This window comes from Rosenbergiella gaditana (assembly GCF_018494065.1).
In the GTDB taxonomy this organism is placed as follows: domain Bacteria; phylum Pseudomonadota; class Gammaproteobacteria; order Enterobacterales; family Enterobacteriaceae; genus Rosenbergiella; species Rosenbergiella gaditana.
Genome location: NZ_JABBFR010000040.1, coordinates 1 through 6,682 on the forward strand (window position 1 = coordinate 1; position 6,682 = coordinate 6,682).

Annotated in this window: 9 protein-coding genes; 6 read left to right on the top strand and 3 right to left on the bottom strand. The window is 40.1% G+C overall.

The window, feature by feature from the left end; translation table 11 throughout:
- Positions 1–90 precede the first annotated feature (90 nt).
- The 4 genes from HH682_RS15910 to HH682_RS15140 all read left to right on the top strand — a co-directional run bounded on the left by HH682_RS15910 (position 91) and on the right by HH682_RS15140 (position 2,250).
- Positions 91–789: an MFS transporter gene (locus tag HH682_RS15910; protein ID WP_338049359.1), complete on the top strand. Its 699-nt coding sequence runs from the start codon at positions 91–93 to the stop codon at positions 787–789.
- Entirely contained in the window at positions 789–1,145 is a 357-nt protein-coding gene (locus tag HH682_RS15915) for an MFS transporter (RefSeq protein ID WP_250318728.1), read from the top strand. The genes HH682_RS15910 and HH682_RS15915 overlap by 1 nt, the downstream gene beginning before the upstream one ends.
- Positions 1,145–1,537 (top strand): DUF4440 domain-containing protein, encoded by a 393-nt coding sequence (locus tag HH682_RS15135; RefSeq protein WP_214238323.1) that lies wholly within the window; start codon positions 1,145–1,147, stop codon positions 1,535–1,537. Before HH682_RS15915 ends, HH682_RS15135 begins: the two co-directional genes overlap by 1 nt.
- Positions 1,538–1,758: 221 nt before the next feature.
- Entirely contained in the window at positions 1,759–2,250 is a 492-nt protein-coding gene (locus HH682_RS15140) for a c-type cytochrome (protein WP_214238318.1), read from the top strand.
- A 281-nt stretch (positions 2,251–2,531) separates the two neighbouring features.
- Here HH682_RS15140 and HH682_RS15145 read toward each other — a convergent pair whose 3' ends face one another.
- Both HH682_RS15145 and HH682_RS15150 read right to left on the bottom strand, forming a co-directional pair.
- The gene (locus tag HH682_RS15145) at positions 2,532–4,001 is read right to left on the bottom strand and encodes a phosphoethanolamine transferase (RefSeq protein ID WP_214238319.1); all 1,470 of its coding nucleotides are present in this window, start codon (positions 3,999–4,001) and stop codon (positions 2,532–2,534) included.
- Between the two features lie 315 nt (positions 4,002–4,316).
- Positions 4,317–4,544: a hypothetical protein gene (locus HH682_RS15150; protein ID WP_214238320.1), complete on the bottom strand. Its 228-nt coding sequence runs from the start codon at positions 4,542–4,544 to the stop codon at positions 4,317–4,319.
- A 472-nt stretch (positions 4,545–5,016) separates the two neighbouring features.
- Between HH682_RS15150 and HH682_RS15155 the strand changes: the two genes are divergently transcribed.
- Positions 5,017–5,937, top strand: coding sequence for a lysozyme family protein (locus HH682_RS15155; RefSeq protein WP_214238321.1), 921 nt, complete (start codon positions 5,017–5,019; stop codon positions 5,935–5,937).
- Complete coding sequence (locus tag HH682_RS15160) at positions 5,934–6,386, top strand: lysozyme inhibitor LprI family protein (protein WP_214238322.1); 453 nt, start codon at positions 5,934–5,936, stop codon at positions 6,384–6,386. Before HH682_RS15155 ends, HH682_RS15160 begins: the two co-directional genes overlap by 4 nt.
- Before the next feature lie 209 nt (positions 6,387–6,595).
- On the opposite strand, the gene HH682_RS15165 is transcribed toward HH682_RS15160, so the two are convergent.
- On the bottom strand, positions 6,596–6,682 hold an 87-nt coding region (locus tag HH682_RS15165), incomplete at its 5' end, for an IS1 family transposase (RefSeq protein ID WP_214238324.1).

Genomic DNA, 6,682 nt, shown 5'->3' on the forward strand with positions numbered 1-6,682 from the left:
CGCACAATAGAGCGACATGAAAAAGTCATCGGGGCCTTCATTGAAAAATATATGTTCTACTAATTGGAGTCATTACCGGGGATTGGGGGTGTGATATTAATTCCTGTTGGTCAGACGATGGCTTATGCCCTTTATCCTAGCAATGAACGGGCAAAGTTATCTTCGGTAGTGATGCTGGTCGCATTGATGGCCCCAGCACTTTCACCGATGATTGGCGGAGCATTAGTTGACTACATAAACTGGCGCTGGATATTTCTGGTCAGTGTACCCCTAGCGCTTCTTACATTAATGCTAACCGCTTACTGGTTGAAACCTGATACTCAGACGGGGGGGGCAGAACCGCTAGACACTGGAGGGCTTATTACAGGCTGTGTTGCGTTAACTCTGTTACTGTTGGGGCTTACTTACTTGGGAGATAGTTTTCACCAAGGTGAGGGAATTTTATTCTTAGTGGTCGGCCTAGTCTTTACTGTTTACCATATACGTAATGCATTAGGTAAAATACAACCATTACTGAATTTGCGATTGATTCAGATACCGTTATTACAAACCGCTATGCTGATTTACTTACTTATTCCAGGTGTGTTTACAGGCGTTAATTTAATCACAGTTATTTTTCTACAAAATCAGTTAGGAATGCATGCAACGTTGGTCGGAATGATGATGCTTCCTTGGTCTGTCGCCTCGTTTTTGGCCATTTCATTCACTGGAAAAACATTTAATCGTATCGGGCCTCGTCCTTTATTTCTCCTTGGCTGTATCGTGCAGGGGTGGGTATCGGATTATTGATGTTGGTTGCCAGTGCTGATGACATAATAATCACGGCAATTTCTTATGCGTTGATGGGGTTTGGGGGAAGTCTGTGTAGTAGTACTGCCCAAAGTGCGGCATTTATTCAGGTAAACGATGGTGAATTGGCCGATGCCAGCTCTCTATGGAATATAAATCGTCAGCTCAGCTTCTGCTTCGGAGTCACCCTTATTAGCCTGTTATTTAATTTGTTGCGTAATCTTTGTGATATGTCACTGACATCAGCCTATCATTGGTGTTTCGCCTTGATGGCGGCCAGTACAGTTATTCCAATCATAATATGCTTACGTATTTCCAATATCAGCGTTATTACAATGCTAAATCAGGAGAAATGATGAACCGTTATTTTCAGGAAGTTTTAGATGCTCATGAGTTGATTAATTACTGGCTGAGTGAGGCTAATATTCCCGTGGCAGTCTGCGACAACTTGTTGGCACGCTTTAGTCCACACTTTTCAATGGTAACCCCGGGGGGACAACACCTTGATTATACTTTGCTTACCTCATTCTTCAGGACACAAGGTGGTTCAAAAGCAGGCTTGGAGATAGAGATTGAAAGTATGCAAGTCATCACAGAAAGTGATGCTGGTGCAACGGTAACCTATAAAGAACGACAACAGCTACCGAACCAGAAAGCAACATTACGATTTTCAACAGTCGTTTTTGAATTAAGTCATGATAATCGGGTTATTTGGCGACACTTACACGAAACTGCCCTACCGGTGTAATAAGTGACTATTCATTTGTATTTTCAAATTGCGTAAATTATCTCTCCCCTGCAGTGACAGGGGAAAGATTTTGCGCTGCTCTGCGCTACATATTTACCCGACAGCCGTTCAATCAGACCCGATCATACTCAATTCATATATTTCTACTATCAGTAGTACCGGTTTATGGTACTAAGCTACACACATGTCATAAGCCAATTTTTCTCGCTATTTCAGATCCGATGACCGAAGCGATTGAGAATTCGACTCAATATATGAGTGATAGTGATCTGCATGCTATCGCACAGTATCTGCACTCACTGCCTGCATCACAGGCCTCGACTCCCGCCGTGGTTGATAGCCAACAGAACGCGATGTTGGTCGGTAAAAATGTGTATGAATCGCAGTGTAATGCCTGCCACGTTTCGGATGGTTCAGGGGGTAGAAATATGATTCCAACACTGGCCGGTAATGCGCAGGTGAACTCAGCTGACGCGTCCAGCTTGATTAACGTGATGCTAAATGGTGGTCAAGGGCCATTCACTCATGCTAACCCGACGGCTGCGGGTATGCCGGCGTTTGCCTGGAAACTGTCTGATAGCAATATTGCCAACGTGATGACCTATATTCGCAACAGCTGGGGTAACGCTGCTCCACCGGTATCGAGTGAACAGGTCGAGAAAGCACGCGAATCTACTCATGCTTCAAAATGGCTGGATGCAGATAAAAATTAAGTTGTAGATCAGCTTAGCAAGGGCATTGTGCGTAATTCTATCCTGCTAATCTCAGCATCATACTGCAGGTTCTAAAGAATGAAATTACACACTAATCCAAGTTTACTCACTTGAGTGATTAAGAGGCCAACAGAGCTATTATTCTGTTTGGCCTCTTAATTTTTTCGGCCTATTTTTCCCGTTCCGGATTTCGAGTCACCGCTCCTTTAGATTGCCATTCTCTCGTTTTGTAGCGGCAACCTTCATATTGTAAACGGGGTACATTGTTGTAATATTATTAACTAATGTATGATTATAGAACTTGATAGATCTTGATAATCCACCATATTCCCACCATTAAAAACTTCAATTTTTTGTGATTTCATATCAAAAACGCTAGTAGGTTTTATCTGCTGGGATGATATTCCAGATAAAAAAGAAAAAATATTGGCGAATTGATAAGCACTTATCGAAGTATCGATTTCAATATGTTTATTTACATCATTAGTGAGAATGAAAAAAGGAACATGATAATTTTGTTTTTCAGCGTTTCCATGTCTTACGGGTCTATCACTATTATCAATGCTCATTCCATGATCAGAAAAATAAATCATTGCAAAAGATTTTTGGTTTTCTTTCGCTATATTGTATGCTCGGTGTATAAAGTCATCCAACTTATTGATAGATGAAATATAACAATTTACAGATTTTTTGCCAGAGACTGAAAATCGTTGAGGATAACCCATTAATCTTTTACAAGGATCTGGATGAGAGCCTATCATATGAATGAAAATAACTTTGTTTTCTGGTTTTTTTAATATGTTAGGAAGTAGATCCAGCATACTAAAATCATCGACCAGTTTAGAGTTATAATCACCTGATTTTAGAAAGTAGCGATGGTTAGCACGCATCGCTATTACAGTTGAAGGTGTATCGTACTCTCCAACAAATCCTTGATTAGAAATCCAATAGGTATCATATCCAGCTCTATTAGCCAGCGCAACGACATTGTTATTGACGCTTGTTTCCTTGCCATTACTTATGGCCAAGGTACGTGGCAGTGATAGAAAAGTGTTGGGAGCTGTCGATATGTAATTTTCTAAGAAAACCCCCGGAGCATTCCGCAACCATGGTGTGTCATCATGGGGATAACCATAAAGAGATAAGTAATTAGCTGCCACACTTTCTCCCACAACTACTATAATATTATTATACTTGGGGTTTGCAGTCACGTTGCTAAAAGTATCAGGTATAAATGCTTCATTTTTTAGTGTTGTCAGATCTTTTTTAGACTGAAAAATATAGCTGACAGCATCTTTAATCATCCTTTTAGGATATGAGTTAATTGATACTCCAATAAGAAGGGCTAAGCATAAATACCTATATTTTTTATTTATTTTGAATAAAGGTATGGCTAAATATCTATATAATGAAAGCCAACAAACAAACAGTAATACCAGAGGTAACCCAATAAAACCACGTAAAAATTCTCGTGTTTCGTGAGAGTCAGTTTCTATAGCCGATATGATAAACCCATAGTTTAATCTACCAAACTGAAAACCAGTAGGAATATAAAAAGAAAGGATGAAAAAAATAAATGCAACAGTGTATTTCGAAGGTTTAGTTACATTTGCTAGCAACAAAATTGCTAAAGTTAAAAAATAATTACCTGTATTTTTATACCCCAAGCAGATAGGCATAATGAAGGTAATGCATAATAAAGCAATGATATTATAGAATGATATTCTAGTGGTTTTTTTAATCTGCAACATGCACAAACAGGGCCTAAAAGCCTTATCTTATAAGAATAATCTCAGCCAAGCAATTGGTAACTTATCTGTTTTTTTGTTTCACTCTAACTATTCAAGAATTTTCATGATACGTTTCATATGAATCGGAATAAACTTAAGGAAAATATCAATCTTCCTCCTTATTGATGCAGCATTATTGTCAACATGTATCAATAGTGGTTAGGCGTTTAATTGCCCGCTAAAAGGGCCTTTCAGCAAAACTACGTTCACCTTAACCAAAAAGGTTTGGGGGCTAGGATCATTACATAGTTACTTACTTGTTTTGCTATGGTGGAATCAAAATTTACAAGCAAGCCAATGCCCTATCTCAATCGCACGTTGATGTCCATGATATAAGTAGCAATACAAAAAGCATTGAGAGCTTGCACCTCTACCTTCCAAACGCTTTGATCTTGATACCTCAATATCACTGTATTCACTAGCAGTATTCTTTGCCTCCGTCGGCTGAATAGGTAATGCCTTGATGAGTGCATTGGTAAATTTGAAATGTGTCGGATGAGTCATCACAGTATCCTCCAATGAAAGTCATTATGTATCCCATCATTTTTGGACTTTCATGGGGATAATATGTCTGTGTAGCTATCGCTATTACTGTGCCACTACACTCATCTCTGACCAGCAGAAATATTGTCGCCAGTATCCTGTTAATGCCATATACCGTATTGCAATGGATAGGAGCCTTATCAGAGAGGGCGGAACAGTTCGGGCTGCCTACAACGGAAAACAGATCGAAATTTCAGGCGGCAGAAAGGTTAAGGTTAGAAGGTGATGAAGTTGAAAAAATTTGAATTAACGGGAGTTGCTGATGTGGAGCATATATCGTATATAGCGATTGCTCAGGCTTAATCCTTATATGATTATTTCTCACCCCCAAGAATTTAGCTTGGGCAATAATCTAATTCGATGAATTTTTGGGACTTGTAAAGGGACAGCAATTACAATTAGTTGTTAGATTCATGATGATAGGGAGATTGCCATGTCAAAATATCACGAGCCTATGTTGCTTCACCCCTCTCGATTATTTTCATCTGTCGGGACCAGCGGTACCAACGCTTCTGAAGATGTAAAAAATATCCAGAAAATGATGATGGATGCTGGTTATCAGCAAGCTACAGGGAGACATCTAAGTATAAATGGGCAGTGTGGTCAGCAAACCATAGAGGCTATTCATTGGTATCAGCGTTTGCTGAACATGCATCCGTCTGGATTAGTTCATCCAGTGGATAGTGCATTTATGGTGGCGCTTGAGAATGCTGCTCCGGGCTGGCGACCAAGACACCAGCATGGACCATTAAGGGTAATGGAAGGACAGATCACTTTTGATGCTGAGGGGGCTGATTATGTTACCGCTGTGGCACCGTTCAGACAGTACAGAACTCCTTACTTTTCGAGGATACTTCACTGGCCGACTGATGTTTCGTCCGGTGTTACTCTGGGGCGCGGCTATGATATGGGAAATCGTTCCACTGGCGAAGTCTTTGCAACATTGCGTGGAGCAGGATTAGAAGAGTACAAGGCAAGTCTTTGTTCCAGAGCTGCCGGACTTAAGGGGAGGCTGGCAGGTGAGTTTGTGAAAGTGTATGGGCCATTAGTGGGAGAAATCACCCATCAGCAGCAAATCAGGCTCTTTGAAATGGCGCACAGAGAAAAGCTCGAATATACAAGGGGCGTCTATAGCCGGGTATCACGGCGAATACCTGATGCTCCAACATGGCAAAGTATTGAACAACAGATAAGAGATGTTTTGGTTGATATATTTTTCCAAGGGGTGGAGAACGCTGAAGCGTTATTCAGAGCGGCGATAAAAGGAAAGTCCGCCCTAATTGAACTTATCCGAGCATCATCTATTTATATGTCATATGAAAGTAACAGGAAAAGATTAAGGTATTTGAAATGAAAGAAAAGATATTTTCATTAATAGTGGTGATGATGTTTTCCTTGCCTTCCTATGCGGAGTTGTCAACCGGAAATGAAAGAGACTCCTGTTTTAAAGAGCATAAGGAAATTGCTGATGCATATAATTGTCTCTATCAAAAACGGGTAGAGAGTGATAGTCAGTTAGATGTTTTGATATCTGAAAACAGTAAAAAAATTATATCCAACTATGATTATCCCACAGAGAAACTTGATAGTTCAGATGAAACTGTTGGTTCTGTGTATAATAAGTATTTTCTAGATTCGCAGAAAGCTTGGATGACTTATAAGAAAAACCTTTGTCTCGGTGTGGCAAGTTCAATCGGGGAGGAGGCGCATGATTATCAATCATATAAAGATCAGTGTGAGATAAACTTGAATAAGCGTCATATAGAAGAACTTCATATCATGGATTTACCTCCCGCCAAGTAAACATGCAGGGGGCACGACTCAATTGTGTTATATGCTCCCCCCGTTTGTGATTGTAAGGCAGAACCAAGATCATAGTCATATGTGACCTGCTTCCTATCGATTCACACAAAATACTTTTGGCAATGTCCGCTGATCGCTCAAAGCAGACAAAAAATTTAGCCCATTAACCAAAGACGTTAAGAGGCTAAAATTACTGGTAATGACTCCAATTAGTAGAAAATATATTTTTCAATGAAGGCCCCGATGACTTTTTCATGTCGCTCTATTGTGCGTGAGAAGCAGATTGTTTTTCGGGC

Coding starts and splice junctions, on each gene's coding strand:
- HH682_RS15915 (WP_250318728.1), top strand. CDS start 789: ATGTTGGTTGCCAGTGCTGATGACATAATAATCACGGCAATTTCTTAT.
- HH682_RS15135 (WP_214238323.1), top strand. CDS start 1,145: ATGAACCGTTATTTTCAGGAAGTTTTAGATGCTCATGAGTTGATTAAT.
- HH682_RS15140 (WP_214238318.1), top strand. CDS start 1,759: ATGACCGAAGCGATTGAGAATTCGACTCAATATATGAGTGATAGTGAT.
- HH682_RS15145 (WP_214238319.1), bottom strand. CDS start 4,001: ATGTTGCAGATTAAAAAAACCACTAGAATATCATTCTATAATATCATT.
- HH682_RS15150 (WP_214238320.1), bottom strand. CDS start 4,544: ATGACTCATCCGACACATTTCAAATTTACCAATGCACTCATCAAGGCA.
- HH682_RS15155 (WP_214238321.1), top strand. CDS start 5,017: ATGTCAAAATATCACGAGCCTATGTTGCTTCACCCCTCTCGATTATTT.
- HH682_RS15160 (WP_214238322.1), top strand. CDS start 5,934: ATGAAAGAAAAGATATTTTCATTAATAGTGGTGATGATGTTTTCCTTG.